At 66.8% G+C, this 13800-nt stretch carries 15 protein-coding genes and 1 pseudogene; 6 read left to right on the forward strand and 10 right to left on the reverse strand.

Features of this window, described 5'->3' with window-relative positions:
• The 3 genes from VFM98_RS02545 to VFM98_RS02555 all read left to right on the forward strand — a co-directional run.
• Window positions 1-216, forward strand: a 216-nt coding sequence (locus tag VFM98_RS02545; RefSeq protein ID WP_325108323.1) for a DUF1330 domain-containing protein, incomplete at its 5' end; no start/stop codon positions are given.
• Between the two features lie 13 nt (window positions 217-229).
• On the forward strand, window positions 230-745 hold the full coding sequence (locus tag VFM98_RS02550) for a DUF1697 domain-containing protein (protein WP_325108324.1): 516 nt from the start codon (window positions 230-232) through the stop codon (window positions 743-745).
• Between the two features lie 44 nt (window positions 746-789).
• Complete coding sequence (locus VFM98_RS02555) at window positions 790-1257, forward strand: GNAT family N-acetyltransferase (RefSeq protein WP_325108325.1); 468 nt, start codon at window positions 790-792, stop codon at window positions 1255-1257.
• Between the two features lie 38 nt (window positions 1258-1295).
• Here the strand turns inward: VFM98_RS02555 and VFM98_RS02560 are convergent, their stop codons facing one another.
• From VFM98_RS02560 to VFM98_RS02590, 7 genes are all read right to left on the reverse strand, one after another.
• Window positions 1296-1658 carry a hypothetical protein gene (locus tag VFM98_RS02560; RefSeq protein ID WP_325108326.1) on the reverse strand — a complete coding sequence of 121 codons (363 nt, stop codon included), beginning with the start codon at window positions 1656-1658 and terminating at the stop codon, window positions 1296-1298.
• 88 nt (window positions 1659-1746) lie between these two features.
• On the reverse strand, window positions 1747-1989 hold the full coding sequence (locus tag VFM98_RS02565; protein ID WP_325108327.1) for a hypothetical protein: 243 nt from the start codon (window positions 1987-1989) through the stop codon (window positions 1747-1749).
• A 118-nt stretch (window positions 1990-2107) separates the two neighbouring features.
• A complete protein-coding gene (locus VFM98_RS02570; protein WP_325108328.1) occupies window positions 2108-2530 on the reverse strand; it encodes a hypothetical protein in 423 nt (140 codons plus the stop codon).
• Complete coding sequence (locus tag VFM98_RS02575; protein WP_325108329.1) at window positions 2506-4035, reverse strand: altronate dehydratase family protein; 1530 nt, start codon at window positions 4033-4035, stop codon at window positions 2506-2508. Before VFM98_RS02575 ends, VFM98_RS02570 begins: the two co-directional genes overlap by 25 nt.
• 14 nt (window positions 4036-4049) lie before the next feature.
• Window positions 4050-5021, reverse strand: coding sequence for a tripartite tricarboxylate transporter substrate binding protein (locus VFM98_RS02580; RefSeq protein ID WP_325108330.1), 972 nt, complete (start codon window positions 5019-5021; stop codon window positions 4050-4052).
• A 50-nt stretch (window positions 5022-5071) separates the two neighbouring features.
• Window positions 5072-6517, reverse strand: a complete 1446-nt coding sequence (locus VFM98_RS02585) for an FAD-dependent oxidoreductase (protein ID WP_325108331.1) — start codon at window positions 6515-6517, stop codon at window positions 5072-5074.
• A gap of 30 nt (window positions 6518-6547) precedes the next feature.
• Window positions 6548-7315, reverse strand: coding sequence for a GntR family transcriptional regulator (locus VFM98_RS02590; RefSeq protein WP_325108332.1), 768 nt, complete (start codon window positions 7313-7315; stop codon window positions 6548-6550).
• A 259-nt stretch (window positions 7316-7574) separates the two neighbouring features.
• Here VFM98_RS02590 and VFM98_RS02595 point away from each other — a divergent pair, with 259 nt between their 5' ends.
• Window positions 7575-7901 (forward strand): hypothetical protein, encoded by a 327-nt coding sequence (locus VFM98_RS02595; RefSeq protein ID WP_325108333.1) that lies wholly within the window; start codon window positions 7575-7577, stop codon window positions 7899-7901.
• A gap of 106 nt (window positions 7902-8007) precedes the next feature.
• Here the strand turns inward: VFM98_RS02595 and VFM98_RS02600 are convergent, their stop codons facing one another.
• The 3 genes from VFM98_RS02600 to VFM98_RS02610 form a co-directional block, all read right to left on the reverse strand.
• Entirely contained in the window at window positions 8008-8493 is a 486-nt protein-coding gene (locus VFM98_RS02600) for a hypothetical protein (protein ID WP_325108334.1), read from the reverse strand.
• Between the two features lie 258 nt (window positions 8494-8751).
• Complete coding sequence (locus VFM98_RS02605; RefSeq protein ID WP_325108335.1) at window positions 8752-9117, reverse strand: nuclear transport factor 2 family protein; 366 nt, start codon at window positions 9115-9117, stop codon at window positions 8752-8754.
• Between the two features lie 95 nt (window positions 9118-9212).
• A complete protein-coding gene (locus VFM98_RS02610; protein WP_325108336.1) occupies window positions 9213-12056 on the reverse strand; it encodes a helicase-related protein in 2844 nt (947 codons plus the stop codon).
• 224 nt (window positions 12057-12280) lie between these two features.
• Here VFM98_RS02610 and VFM98_RS02615 point away from each other — a divergent pair, with 224 nt between their 5' ends.
• Both VFM98_RS02615 and VFM98_RS02620 read left to right on the forward strand, forming a co-directional pair.
• Window positions 12281-13027, forward strand: a complete 747-nt coding sequence (locus tag VFM98_RS02615; RefSeq protein ID WP_325108337.1) for a class II aldolase/adducin family protein — start codon at window positions 12281-12283, stop codon at window positions 13025-13027.
• Between the two features lie 134 nt (window positions 13028-13161).
• A pseudogene (locus VFM98_RS02620) lies at window positions 13162-13800 on the forward strand (nitronate monooxygenase); the annotation flags it as partial.

Here is a 13800-nt window from a genome sequence, read left to right on the forward strand (position 1 = left end):
GTGCCGGACACGCTGCGCCCGTGGGGTGCCGAACTCGTGTTTCGCGGAAAGCAGGTCGCCACATTCGCCGGCGCGAACCCGCACGCCGATATCGTCGTGATCCGGTTCGCCGACGCTGCGGCGGTGAACCAGTGGTTCTCGTCGCCTGCCTACCAGTCGCTCATCCCCCTGCGCGAGGAGGCTGCGGACGTGGTCCTGGTTTCTTATCAGGCGTAGCGGCCCTGCTGCCATGCCGCGGCACGTCGCGTTTCTCCGGGGCGTTTCTCCCATGAACCTGCGGATGCCGGCGCTGAAGGCGTGCGTCGAAGGTGCGGGGTTCGCCAACGTGCGTACGATCCTCTCCAGCGGCAACGTCGCATTTGACAGCCCCGGGCGATCGGCGCGGGAGCTGGAACAGGCACTCGAGGATGCGATGGCCCGCGATCTCGGCCGGGCGTTCTTCACCATCGTCCGGTCGGCGCAGGCGCTTGCAGCGCTGGTGGCGACCGATCCCTTTGCGGGCTACGGCTTGCCGCCGCAGGCCAAGCGCGTGGTCAGCTTCCTCCGCGCGCCGCGCCCGCCTCGCGTCCCCCTGCCCCTGACCTTGGGCACGGCCACGGTGATTCGCCAGCAGGGCGCGGACGTCCTGACTGCCTACCTGCCGGGTCCCGACGGCCCCGTGTTCATGAAGCTGATCGAGCAGGCGTTCGGGGCTGACGTCACGACCCGGACCTGGGAGACGCTGCGCAAGTGCGCCATCGCGTGATGCCGGACAAAACGATGCAGCTTCGACTCCTGGACGACCGCCACATGGACGACGTGCTGCGCATCCAGGCGCAGTGCTATTCCGAGATCGTGCCGGAATCGCGGGCTTCGCTCCGCGCCAAGGTCCATGCGTCGCCGGGCACCTGCTTCGTGGCCGAAGCCGCTGCCGGGGTGGTCGGCTATCTCATTGCGGTTCCGGTCCTCTATCCGGAGCTGCCGGCGCTGAATGCTCCGAGCTTCGAGGCGGCGAGGGACACGGACACCCTGTACATCCATGATCTCGCAGTCGCCGATGCGGGACGCGGAACGGGCGCAGGGCAGGCGCTCGTGCGCGCCGCGATGGCCGCGGCCAAGGCGCGTGGCCTGGAGAAGGCGTGCCTGGTGGCCATCCAGGGCTCGGTGCGGTACTGGGAGCAGTTCGGGTTCGAGCCGGTTGCGGCCCCGCCCGATCATGCGGCAGCCAAGTTGGCCAGCTATGGAGCCGCCGCACGGCTGATGCAGGCGACGCTCTGAGCCACGTCGGTCCAGTGGCCGCGGAAGCAGCGTCTCGCCTAGGGACCGTCTTGCTGCATCGCAGGCTGCACGGGAGGTGGCGGGGATCCTTGCTTCCGCCTGGCAGCCGGGTCGTACAGCATCGTGCCCGCGCCCACGCCAGCGCCGACGCGTGCCCGGCTGTTGCCGATCGGCACACTCCCGCCTACGCCCACTCCGGCGCCGACCTGTCCGTCCTGGTTGACGCCGACCCCCACGCCCACCGGCCCCACTCCTGTCCCGATGCCTGCCGACACCCCTCCGCTGCCGACCCCGACGCCGATGGAGAAGGGGCCGACCGGAATGCCGATGCCCACGCCGGCAGCGCAGCCGGCCAGCAGCGCGGGCGCGAGCAGGAGGGAAACCAGAAGGACGCGTGGCATGCAGCTGATTCTAGGAGCCCCCGCGGCGCGCGTCGCCGAAATCCCTACCGGGGAATCGTCGGGACGGGTTCCACTCGGATCATCGTGTTCACTTCGGTGCGGCGGTGTACGCGGACAGGTCGTCCACCACCTGCTGTTCGATGCCATTGAAGCTGTGGAAGGCCTGCACCTCGCAGAGTGCCCCGCGTGAGGTTCCGCCTTCGTAAGTGAGGATCCGGCTCGTGCCGGCAGAAAGCCTGGCTCTCAATTCCGGCAGCTTCGCAGGCGGAGACGCCTGGCAGCTGTCCTGTGCATGGTGCAGCACGAGCACCGGCATGGCCAGGTTTTCCACGCCGGCGCTTCCTGCAGCGGCTTCGCCGCGGAAGAACCGAAGCGGCTGCCTTCCAGGATGGGCGCGGCCAGCACGATGCCATCCGGCGCCGCGTCGCCGGAAAGGCGAGTAGCAGCGGTCACCGCCGAATGCGTTCCGCGCTGTGCCCGACCAGCCAGACCGGCTTGCCGAATGCCCCTCGCACATGGGCGATCACCGCACCGATGTCGGCCGCATGCTCGCCGCTCTCCCGGAAGTTGCCACTCAGGTCGCGGCGGTCACTTGGCGTGTCGACGAGGACGACGACGTGCCCGCGATCCATCAGCAGGTGGCGCACGCGTGCGAGGAAGTGAGAGTCCCGCTGCAGGCTGCCATTGGAATAGATGCCCAACTGCCCGTTGCCGCCCATCAGGAGCAGAAGGGTGGCCGCCGTGGGCGGTGCAGCGGGTGCCTGCACCAGAACCCGCTGCTTGACGGCCGTGCGTGTCGGCAATTCCGGCGCACCCTCCGAAGTCTTCCCGAATCGCTGGCACACGCCTACATCTGTGCCCCAATCATCCAAGGCACCGTCTCCTCACTGCCAACCCCTAGTTGCTCGCTCTTTGATTTTTCGCCCGACGCAACGGCCAGCATGCGCTCGAAAATCTCTCGTCCCTTCTCCTCGACGGTCGTGAGCCCCTCCAAAATGTCACCGCAGTTGACGTCCATGTCATCCTGCATGCGATTGAACATGCGGGTGTTGGTCGCCAGCTTGATTGAAGGGGCCGGCTTGGACCCAAAACAGGATCCGCGCCCAGTGGTGAAAGCCACCAGATTGGCACCACTGGCGATCTGTCCGGTAGCTCCCATGGGGTCGTAGCCCGGGGCATCCATGAAGACCAAGCCGCGCGAGTCGATCGGCTCGGCATAGCGGTACACGCCCATCAAGGCGGTCGATCCGCTCTTGGCGACGGCGCCCAGTGACTTCTCGAGAATCGTGGTCAAGCCCCCGGCTTTGTTGCCGGGAGTCGGGTTGTTGTCGATGCTTCCTTTCTCACGCTCGGCGTATCCCTCCCACCAATGAATCAGGTCTACGATCTGCTGGCCCACTTCCGGCGACGCTGCCCGACGCGTGAGCAGGTGTTCCGCGCCGTAGATCTCCGGCGTCTCGCTCAAAATGGCGGTTCCGCCGTGGGCAACAAGTAGGTCGACCGCCGCACCCAGCGCCGGATTGGCGGTGATGCCGGAGTAACCGTCCGATCCGCCGCACTGCAGCGCCACGGTCAGGTGCGAGGCCGGCACGGGTTGCCTGCGGTACGCATTGGCGGCTGGCAACATGCGCTCGATAGCGGCGATGGCGGCATCAGCGGTCTTGCGGGTCCCACCCAGGTCCTGGATCACGAGCGGCACGCACGTGTCCCGCGCCTCGATCCCCTGCGCCATGAACAGAGCGCCCATCTGGTTGGCCTCGCAGCCGAGGCCGATGACGACCACGCCGGCGAAGTTGGCGTGCCGCACGTAACCGCCGATGGTGCGGCGTAGTTGTTGGATGCCTTCGCCATGATGGTCGATGCAACAGCCAAAGCTGTGCGTAATGGGTACCACCCCATCGACGTTGGGGTAAGCGGTCAGCGCGTCGGCCCGCTGGAAGTGCTCTACGACCATCTTTGTTACCGTGGCGGAGCAGTTCACGGTGCTGACCACACCGATGTAGTTGCGCGTCGCCACGCGCCCGTCGCGCCGCACGATGCCATTGAACGTGGCCTGCTTCGCAGGGCGGCCCGGAATGCGGGCTTCCACGCCGAAGGCGTAGTCGCGCTCGAACGCGCCCATCGCCAGATTGTGGGTATGCACGTGCTCGCCCGGCTGGATGGCCTGCGTGGCGAATCCGATGATCTGCCCATAGCGGCGCACGGGCTGCCCTTGCGCCACGTCGCGCACCGCCACCTTGTGGCCCGATGGCAGCGGGGTACGTAGTGTCGCGCCTTGTAAGCCCGGCACTTGCGCACCGGCCTCAAGGTCCCGCGTAGCAATTGCGACGTCATCCTCCGGGTGCAGGCGGAGGGCCAATGGGCGGCCCACTGTCATCGTCGGCCTCGCCTTCAGTCGATGCGGATGTTGGCTTGCTTGATGACGGTGGCCCACTTGGCCATTTCCGCCTGCAGCGTCTGGCGGAACTCCTCGGGCGTACCCGGAACGAGTTCCAGGCCCTGGTCGTTCAGCTTCTTTTGCACGTCGGGTATGGCGAGCACCTTACGCGCCGCGCCATTGAGCTGTTGCACCAGGGCCTTGGGCATGCCGGCCGGGCCCACGAGACCGAACCAGGCGGTGCTTTCATATCCCGCGACACCGGCTTCCGCGATGGTTGGCACGTCGGGAAGCGCGGGCGAGCGCTTGGCGCTGCTGACGCCCAGTGCGCGCACCCGGCCGCTACGGACGTGCGGCACCGCGGTCGCCATCTGGTCGAAGAGCATCTCGATCTGCCCGCCTTGCACGTCCGTCATGGCGGCGGCGTTGCCCTTGTACGGCACATGCTTGATGTCCAGCTTGGTTATGTTCTTGAACAATTCGCAGGCCAGGTGCTGCGACGTGCCGTTGCCGCCCGAGCCGCAGTTGAACTTGCCCGGATTCGCCCTGGACTGCGCGACCAGTTCCCGCACGTCTTTCGCGGGAAATGCCTGATTGGTCACCAGCAGCAGCGGAGACGCCGCCAGCATGCCAATGGGCGTGAAGTCCTCGATGGGGTCGTATGGCACGCTCTTGAACAGGCTGGAGTTGGTCACGTGCGTGATCGGGACAACCATCAGCGTGTAGCCGTCCGGCGGCGACTTCTGGACGTGCTGTGAGCCGATGATGCCGCTCGCGCCGGGACGGTTCTCCACCACGACCGTTTGCTTCCACTCCTCTCCCAGCTTCAGCGCCAGCATCCGCGCCAGCAGGTCCACGGTTCCGCCCGGCGGATAGGCCGCGACGATCGTGACAGGCTTCTTCGGGAACGCGTCGGCTGCGGCGACGCCGGCGGCGGGACCGAACAGCAGGGCGGTCACGGACGCTACGAGGGCGATGAAGTTCACTGGCTTGTCTCCTTGAAGTTTGAAAGTCGAACGGTCGCGGGGTAGCGGCCTTACGCCGCCCTGGCCAGAAGCGATTCGGCCGCTGAGCCGATGTCGATCCCTTGCTGCACCAGCGTGCGCTGGAGCGTGCGGATGTCGAGCGCGGCCGGGCTGGTGCCCTCGGCAGCGGAGAGCGCCGCACCGATGCCAGCGATCTGGCCGGTCGCCAGGCAGCAGTACTGGCCGCGCGTCCACATGTCGGCATCGTGTGTGACGGACAGCACGCGCCCGCCGACCACCATGCCCTCCACCCGATTGGGCGTGAACACGCGCCAGGGCAGTTCGTACCACGTCAGGTCCGTCACCGCGGTGCGATAGACAGAGTCGTTGGGCGCGCCCTCGCCGCCGTCGGCCTTGTGCCAGTCTCTCCCGGCGGCCATGTGGCGCCACACCCGCAGCACGCTGTCGTCGAAGGTGCGCTGGGTCAGAAGATCCTCCTGCGGCAGCACGTACGGGCCGCGCACCCGCCGGGTTTCGCGCACGCCCACCGTGGGCGAGGAGTCGATGACGTAGGCGTTCTCGAAACCCGGGATGTACTTGCGGATAACCTTGCGCAGCTGCCGGTTCTGCAGGCGCGCCTGCGTGTCGGCGCGTGAGATGTCCCACGCGTTCGTCCCGTCTACACCGTACACCCGCGAGTTGTTCACTGTGACGATGCCGCGGGCGACATCGATGCCTTCGAAGCGCAGGTAGTGCACCTCTTCGGGCAGTTCACCGGCGGCGCGCGCCTTCTCGGCAATGTGGAAGAAGCCGGACAGGCGCACCAGGCCCTTCTCTGGCGCAATGATGTGGAAGTTGGGATCAGCCGTGAAATATTCCTTGGGCTGGCTGCGGCAGTACTCGATAACCTTGTCAAGGTCGACCCCACCGAGGCGGAACAGCACGCTCATGGGCCGCATCTTGTTGTCGCTCTCTCGACCCTTGACGTACTCCGCGCCGGCGGCGGCGGCCACGTCGGCGTCGCCGGTCGCGTCCACGACTGTGCGGGCCAGGATAGCCTGCCGGCCCGACTTGTTCTGAATGATCACACCCTTGATGCGCGAGCCGTCCATGATCGCGTCCTCCACCCAGGTGTAGTTGAGAACCTCGACGCCGGCTTGCGTCAGAAGCTCACTGGACAGCTGCTTGAAGCCTTCCGGATCGAACGGGAAGGTAGGACCGCTGATGTTGCCCTCGCCGCGCTGCGCCAGTTCGAGGGCGATCTCGCGCGCCACGCCGGTCATGCGGCTGACGGGAACGTTCCAGGTGTTCATGATCACGGCTGTGGCGGCGCCGCCCAGGAATGCGTTGCGCTCCAGGACCATGGTCTTAGCGCCGGTGCGCGCGGCGCCGAGGGCGGCGCCCACGCCGGAGACGCCGCCGCCACAGACGAGTACATCCACCTCGCGAACGATGGGTGTTTGCCGCGGCGGCTCGACGAGGTAACCCTCCTGGCTGTGAATCGAGGTCGGTTGCATGGGGGGATCTCCTTCAGTGGTGGTGACGGGCTAGCGCGGCGTGTGCCCGCGCTGGTAGGAATTCAGGGTGGCCTGATAGGACAGGCGGACGTGCTCGCAGGCCGCGGCTTCGGCCGCTTGCGGGTCGCGCGCCTTGACGGCGGCCAGAATGAGGCGGTGCTCGCGGATAGCCGCGTCGCGGCGTTGCGAGTCGGCGGCCAGCGCCGAACGGCGTGACAGAACGATCTGCCCCTTGAGCGATTCGAGGATGGCGATCAGGCGTGCGTTGCGGGCCGCAGTGAGCAAGAGCGTGTGAAAAGCTGTCCCCACTTGCGCCCATTGCGCCCAGTCATGCTCCGCCTCATAGCGGTCGCATAGGCGCGCCAGTTCCTCTATCTCATCGTTCGTCGCGCGGACGGCCGCATGGCGGGCAGCCATGCCCTCGAGGGTTTCCCGTAACTCGAAGAGCTCGCGCAGGTCTTCCAGCGAACGCCGGGGCACGAAGTAGCCGCGGCTGGGCACGGCCTCTACCAGACCCTCTCGCGCAAGCAGTTTCAGCGCTTCGCGCACGGGTGTCCTGCTCATGCCCATGTGCGAGGCCAAATGCACCTCGAACAGGGGTGCCCCAGGTTCGTATTCGCCTTCCAGGATGGCTTCCCGCATGCGCTGATAGGCGCTGCTGGCCAGATCGTCCGTCTTTATTCCTCGCACTGTCGACCGTGTGTATACATCATGTCGACAGTGTGCATGCGCCCGGACGCAGTCGTCCAGAGGGCACGGCTCGGGGTTTACCCGAGAAGCGCGAAGCCTGCGCGACATCGGGTGCCGCCGACGTGATCAGCGGCGACAACATGCCGGAAAGGGCAAGCCGCTGGGGAAGGAGCGCTGGGCGGGTCGTGGACAGCGTTGGCGGACACACCCTGGCCCACGCCCGATCGCGCATCGGTTACGGCGGGTCGTCGTGAGCTGGCTATGTCCGCAACTTCTGGCGCTCGTACTTTTAAGAGCCGAAGCCAACTTTCCAGAAAGACCAGATCTCTTGCGTCGTATTGCGTATCACAATCTCGCGCTTTGAATCGTGCGCTCGAACCGGGCACAGCCAGGCAACGCCGATTACGCGAAGGGATGGGAGCGGTTCCTTGAAGTCGCCGCCTGCCTCGACGCGCGGCGGGTTGTCGTCTATGGGCTGGAACAGCGCAAGATCAATGCACTGCGCTCGTTGCAGTCGTTGCGCGGTCGCATACAGCCTCTGGTCGTACCAGTCGCAGCTGGCGTGAAGCCAGTCGCATTGAGTATCCCCACCGCTTCCTGCATGCACCTGCTGTTCATCCGCCATCCGAGTGCGTTCTTCGAGTGCGGGGAATGGGGCAAAGTGGTGCATCAGTTCTGCCGCGAGGCAGCCTGAGGACACGCATAGCCGGCGAGGGCTGCTTCCGGCCACGCGCGACCGTCAGCCTTGAAGAGGACGCCACCTTGGGCCGAGTCGCCGAACATGGGATTCCTTCGTCCGTTCAGATGCGGGTGAGTACTCCCGCGTCCGCATCGTTGTCGGACTCCGGCGCTTGCCCGAACACGGCGGCGAAGCGGCGGCTGAAATTGAGCAGGCGCTCGTAGCGTCCGAAGGCCGGGTAAGCCTCGATGTTGTTCTCCAGCGCGAAGGCCACCTGCGTGATCCGGGAGTGGCGGGTCGGCAGCATCCGTTCCTGGCGCACGGTGACTTCGCCACCGACGTCGAAGATGTACGCCGTCACGTACGCCGGCTCCTCGCTGCCTCCCCGGAACTTGCGGAACAGGATCGTGCGCAGGAACAGTTCCCCCGACTCGCTGGTGATGAAGCGGTAGACGAGGCGACTGCGCAAGTGCTCGTCGAGGAACTCGACGCCGATCCCGTGCCGGCTCACGTCCAGGATCGCAGTGGGTTCCGTGGGGGAGTCCACCAGCACGCAATAGCGCGCGCCGTCGAAGTGCCTCGCGTGGGCCTGTTCGTCGTTCAGCATCCCAATGGGCTGCCGCTGAAGCGCATGCCATCGGTCGCAGAAGTAGAAGTCCGCCATGGTGAACCCGACACTTCCACCCTAGCCACTTCGGCTGGGGTCGAAAAGCGCTCGATGGCGGAGCCTGGCTTCTGTTTGACGACCTATTGAGCATCGTCAAGGAGGAATGGCCGGAGGGGCAACACACGCGGCCGGAGCGCGCCGCGAAAGTAGCGCTAAAGCACTGATGGCCCCAGCGCGCGACGGTGATCGGTGCCGCTGTTACTCGGGCGACGCGTAGTGCACGTACGACTCGCGGACCATGCTGTCCGCATCGAAGAACAGCACCTCCACGACATGCGTGCCCGTGATGCCCTTGTAGTGGATCGCGATGCTGTCGACACCGCGCAGCACGTCGAGCACGGTGAACTTGATGTGGTCGAAGACCTCGAAGCCCTTCTTCACGTATTCGCGCAGTGCCGCCTTGCCTTGCACGGTGCCGCTGGGGTCATGGCTCAGCCGCGCTATCAGCGGGGAATGGAAGATCACGTCCTCGGTGTAGAACGCCAGCACGCGATCGAGGTCCTTCGACTCGAACGCGGCGACCCAGCGCTTTACGTAGTCAGCCGTCTTCTCCATCGTCAGCATCGGCGTCTCCTCTGAGCGGGGTTGTGCGCGCGGCCCGATCCAGGCCGAGCGTCCGGCAAGTGTGCCACGGGTTCACGTCCGCAGACAGCCCCTCCTCACCGCCGCCCCTGGAACGCCTCCTTCGAGGTCCTGCCGAAGCCGTTCTGCCGCAGCAGCTCGCGTTCGATGTACCGGCTCAGGTGCGCGCGCAGCTCCGGCACGGCGTCGCCGTCGCAGTAGACGTCCGGAAACTTGTACGAGAGCCACGCGTACAGGCTCACGTCCTTGGTCAGGAACTCCGCTTCCTCCAGGAAGCCGGGCTGCCGGTCCTGCAGCCAGCCGCCCAGGCGGGGCAGGAGCAGCGTGCGGCCCTTCACGAAGGCGTGCAGGCACGATTCGAAATAGGCCAGCTCGTTGTCCTTGTCGTGCGCGATCGGCGCGCAGCTGAAGGTGAACTTGTCGGCGAGCGACAGCTTGCCGGCCATGCGGTCGACCACGCGCGCCAGGCCGATCTGGTCCTCCAGGGCGGCCGTCTCGAACAAGGAGCTCTTCGCCGCGATGCGCGTGGCGAAATACGACAGGATCGGCGCGATCTGCTGCGTGCCCAGGAGCTGCGCCAGCGATTCGATGTGCCACGGGCTCGGCGCGATGGCCAGCGCGGACCGCATGCGCGCCTGGGGCTCGGCGAGCATGCGGCGCACGTGGGGCAGGTCCTCCCGGTCGAGCGTGGTGACGCGGCCCTCGTCGTGCAGTCCGAAGCGCCCTGCGCGCCCGGCGATCTGCTGCACCTCCGCCGCGTTCAGCAGGCGGGTCTCGATGCCGTCGAACTTGTGCACCGTGGAGAAGATGACGCGCCGCACCGGCAGGTTCAGGCCCATGCCGATCGCATCGGTCGCCACCACGATGTCGGCCTCGCCGCTCGCGAAGCGTTCCGATTCGGTGCGGCGGACTTCCGGCGCGAGGGCGCCGTAGATCGTGGCCACGGACAGCCCCTGGGCCCGATAGCGCGCACTCAGGGTCAGCACGTCCTTGCGCGAGAAGGCGATCACGGCGTCGCCCGGCTGCAGGCCGGCCTCGGAGTGCCTGCGCCCGCGGCGTGAACCCACCGGGCTCTGTTCCAGCACGAGCGGCGTCTTGCGTTCCAGCATCACCGTCTCGTGCCGCTCGCCGATCGCGTCCAGCACCTCGACGCAGCGCTTGTGCACCGTGTCCGCGCCGCACACGTACACGTCGCACGCGGGAGCGCCGACCAGGGCGGAGGTCCAGGCCCAGCCGCGGCCGGGGTCCTGCAGCATCTGGATCTCGTCGATGACGGCGACCTCCACCTGCCGCTCCGGGTTCATCATCTCCACGGTGCAGGCGGTATGGCGTGCGCCTTCCATGAGGTCGTGTTCCTCGCCCGTGAGCAGGTTGCAGGGAATGCCCTGGGCGACCAGCCGGTCGCGGACTTCCATCGCCAGCAGGCGCAGCGGCGCCAGGTAGACACCGGAAGAGGCCTTCTTCAGCGCCTCCAGCGCATCGTGGGTCTTGCCCGAGTTGGTGGGGCCGAGCCGGAAGTGGATCGTGCGATCGAGGCTGCGTGCCAGCGGGAAGGCTTGCGGATAGTCCTTCAGGCGCACCAGTTCCTGCGCGCGCTCTTCCTCGATGCGGCGCAGCAGCTGGCCCACCGACGCCACCAGCGTGTTCTTCAGGTCCGCGCCCAGGTCCTGCTGGCGCATGCCGCGGGCCAGCGCGGATTGCAGGCCCGCGAGCAGTTCCTTGCGCTGCGCATTGGAAAGGGCATTGCCGTACTCGGCGACCAGGTCCGCCACCGCGTCGGCCATCGCCCGGCCCATGCCGGCGAGCTTGTCCGCGGCGAAGAACGCGCCGACGCGCGCGGGCAGGTTGCCCATCTCGCCAGGGTTCTTCGGGACGGGCAGGCTGCCCTGCAGCACGACGAGCGCCTGCCACTCCTGGACATCGTCCGGCGACGCGGCGAACGAGACCGGCACGGTGACGGTCTTGGTGAAGACAAGGCTACCGTCGTCCTGGTGGTGCACGTCGCAGCCATGCGCCGCCTTCGACGATTCGATGGCCGCGGCGAGACGCCGGCGCGCCTGGATCTTCGCGACGCTGCGCGCGCGGGCCGAGCGGTCCTCCGGCGGCAGGGTCTCGAGGTCCAGTGCGCGCCAGTGCGCCACCTGCTCCTCGGAAATCGCCTCCAGGACGGCGGGGTCGAACAGCATCTGCACGCTCTCCCGGCCGCCCTTGCGCAAGGTCCGGTGCAAGACCACCGGCACGCGCTGCAGCGCGGTCCATTCGTCGAGCTCCGCTTTCGTGACGTAGAGCCGCTCGAGCGCATCCTCGTAGCCGACCAGGCTCTGCTCCCAGCGGTGCTGCGCCAGCCTTTTCTCGCGCGCGCGGCGTTCGAGCTCGAGCTGGTGCGCGGCAGGCCGTTCGTGGACGGCCGGTGCAAGCTCGAAGATCCGTTGCTTTCGCTCTTCCCTGCTCGGGGCCGGCGTGTCGCCCTGCAACTGGCGCAGGCGCTCGGCGCGCTCCTCCGGCCTCCAGCGCTTCGGCTGGACGATGTCGGCGGCTTCGAGTGCCGCTGCCAGCTGCTCGCCGTTGTGCGCGAGCTGGCTCAGGAGTTCCTGCGGGCGGACAGCGTCCTCCCACGCCGCGAGGGCATGGAGGAGCGTGATGCACTGCGCCACCTGCGGGTGGCCGCCATTGCGGACGAATTGAGCAGCGAATCCGGCGTGTGCGGCGCATGCATCGACCTGGCCTTCCACTTCAGGCGTGGCTGGAGTCCGCCACAGCCCGCGCAAGCTGGAGCGCAGCTTCGGAGGGACGTCGCCGGAGCGGGCTACGCCGCGGGCGAGGAGGGCCACCTGGTCGTAGACGACCCAGTTCGGGTGGGCGAAGAGCAGGCGGGAATCGAGGGAGGCAGGGTGTTCTGCGAGCGCGAAATTCGGGGGCATCTATTTGGGGCTGGCGGCCATGACAGGCCGGATCCCGGGGACCGGGAGCTGCGCACGAGGGCAACATGCCGACTTATGGCCTGCGGCAGGATTTTCAAGGCATGCGACAGGGCCTTGCGGGCGCTGGCTCGGCGGGAGGGCGTGTACCCTCGGGGCGGGCGCATCCCGTCATCGGGGGCCGCGACGCGGCCGATGCGCACTGAGTCACCCAAGGAAAACGAGCGATGAATCAAACCAACGACGAAATCCGGCGCGCGCGCGTCCATCTCGCCGCGGCGAACCGCCTCGCGGTGTACGACGACCTGGAAGAGGGCATCGACAACCACTTCACGATGCGCGTGCCCGGCCAGGAAGACCGCTACCTGGTCCTGCCGTTCGGGCTGCACTGGTCCGAGGCCCGGGCCAGCGACCTGATCGTGTTCAACGAGGCCGGCGAGGTGCTGGAAGGCAGCGGCAGCCTGGAACTGAGCGCCCTGAGTATCCACGCCCCGCTGCACAGGCTCAGCGGCGCGAACGTGATCCTGCACACCCACCAGACCTGGGCGTTGGCCTTGAACATGCTGGAGGACAACCGCCTGCTGCCCGCCAGCCAGACGGCCGCATTCCTCACGCGCAGCATTGCCTACGACGACGGCTACACCGGCCTTGCCGCTTCGCTGAGCGAGGGGGAACGCCTGGCTTCCATCCTGGGCGACAAGCAGATCATGTTCATGAAGAACCACGGTGTCCTCGTGGTAGGCGACACCGTGGCCCAGGCGTACCGGCGCCTTTACAAGCTGGAGCGTGTCTGCCGCGCGCAGATCCTGGCCATGTCCACCGGCCGCCCCCTCGCGGTGCTGGACGAGGAGATGGTGCGGAAGGTGGAGACGCCCAACCCCCGCAACAGCCACTCGCAGGCGGAGCGCGAAGCGCTCTATTTCGCCGCGATGATGCGTGTGCTGGATCGGGAGATGCCGGGGTACGCGGAATGAGTCGGTGCTCCGAGGAAGCTCGCGCATTCCCGGAACGGGCGGGGAATTCGTGACGCTGGCGGGGGTCGGAGCTTCTTCAGTGCGAAAATGAAGGGGGCAAGGCCGCGACTGGCATTGCCCAAGCAAGGCTACTGATGAAACGCGTCGATGATTTTCGCCTGAAACTGGGCAATAGCGAGTACGTGCCGATCATGATCGGCGGCATGGGGGTCGATATCTCGACCTCGGAACTGGCGCTGGAAGCGGCGCGCCTTGGCGGCATCGGACATATTTCCGATGCCATGGTCCATGACGTGTCGGACCGCAAGTTCGACACCACGTTCGTCAAGGACAAGACCAGGACCTACAAGTTCAACATCAACAACTTGAACAAGTCGGTCGTCCAGTTCGACATGGACCGCCTGGCCGAAGCGACGCTCAATCACGTGCGTTCGACCATGGAGGCGAAGAAAGGCAACGGCCTCGTCTTCGTCAACTGCATGGAAAAGCTGACCATGAACGCGCCGCGCGAAACCCTGCGCACGCGCCTGTCCGCGGCGCTGGACGGCGGCATCGACGGCATCACCTTGTCGGCCGGCCTGCACCTGGGCTCCTTCGGCCTGATCGCCGACCATCCGCGCTTCCGCGATGCCAAGCTGGGCATCATCGTGTCGTCCGCGCGCGCGCTGCAATTGTTCCTGCGCAAGAATGCCAGGCTGGATCGGTTGCCTGACTACATCATCGTCGAAGGTCCTCTTGCGGGCGGCCACCTCGGCTTCGGCATGGATTGGGCC

The sequence above is a fragment of the Ramlibacter sp. genome, assembly GCF_035706265.1.
Taxonomy (GTDB): domain Bacteria; phylum Pseudomonadota; class Gammaproteobacteria; order Burkholderiales; family Burkholderiaceae_C; genus Ramlibacter.

Coding starts and splice junctions, on each gene's coding strand:
- VFM98_RS02610 (WP_325108336.1), bottom strand. CDS start 12,056: ATGCCCCCGAATTTCGCGCTCGCAGAACACCCTGCCTCCCTCGATTCC.
- VFM98_RS02600 (WP_325108334.1), bottom strand. CDS start 8,493: ATGCTGAACGACGAACAGGCCCACGCGAGGCACTTCGACGGCGCGCGC.
- VFM98_RS02555 (WP_325108325.1), top strand. CDS start 790: ATGGACGACGTGCTGCGCATCCAGGCGCAGTGCTATTCCGAGATCGTG.
- VFM98_RS02550 (WP_325108324.1), top strand. CDS start 230: ATGCCGCGGCACGTCGCGTTTCTCCGGGGCGTTTCTCCCATGAACCTG.
- VFM98_RS02605 (WP_325108335.1), bottom strand. CDS start 9,117: ATGCTGACGATGGAGAAGACGGCTGACTACGTAAAGCGCTGGGTCGCC.
- VFM98_RS02560 (WP_325108326.1), bottom strand. CDS start 1,658: ATGCCACGCGTCCTTCTGGTTTCCCTCCTGCTCGCGCCCGCGCTGCTG.
- VFM98_RS02590 (WP_325108332.1), bottom strand. CDS start 7,315: ATGTCGCGCAGGCTTCGCGCTTCTCGGGTAAACCCCGAGCCGTGCCCT.
- VFM98_RS02585 (WP_325108331.1), bottom strand. CDS start 6,517: ATGCAACCGACCTCGATTCACAGCCAGGAGGGTTACCTCGTCGAGCCG.
- VFM98_RS02615 (WP_325108337.1), top strand. CDS start 12,281: ATGAATCAAACCAACGACGAAATCCGGCGCGCGCGCGTCCATCTCGCC.
- VFM98_RS02575 (WP_325108329.1), bottom strand. CDS start 4,035: ATGACAGTGGGCCGCCCATTGGCCCTCCGCCTGCACCCGGAGGATGAC.